This window comes from Xenorhabdus santafensis (assembly GCF_033949405.1).
Taxonomy (GTDB): Bacteria; Pseudomonadota; Gammaproteobacteria; order Enterobacterales; family Enterobacteriaceae; genus Xenorhabdus; species Xenorhabdus santafensis.
In genome coordinates, this window is the sequence record NZ_VCDN01000368.1 from 1 (window position 1) to 380 (window position 380).

At 39.2% G+C, this 380-nt stretch carries 1 protein-coding gene; it reads left to right on the forward strand.

Features of this window, described 5'->3' with window-relative positions:
• A partial coding sequence (locus FE392_RS22785; protein WP_319931956.1) for a transposase occupies nt 1–380 on the forward strand: 380 nt, incomplete at both ends.

Below are 380 nucleotides of genomic sequence, written 5' to 3' on the forward strand. Positions count from 1 at the left end.
AAAAGGCTGTTCGCAAGTCGTACCGTTTAGATAAGGTGGTAGAAGACTCAATCGATATTCTTTTAGGAACATCAATCGAAATCATTCGTACCTATCAAAAACAAATTAAAGAACTAGAAAAATCTATTAAGCGAATCATGGCTGGATTAACGCAAACACTAGAATCCATTCCTGGAATCGGACCTATATATGCCGCTGGTATTATCGCTGAAATTGGCCAAATCGAAAGATTTGACGATGAAACCAAAATCGCAAAATATGCCGGATTATATTGGCGAAAGCACCAATCCGGTCGTTTTACAGCCGAAGATACTTCATTATCCCGTACAGGGAATCACTACTTGCGTTATTACTTAGTTGAAGCCGCCAACTCAGTAAGA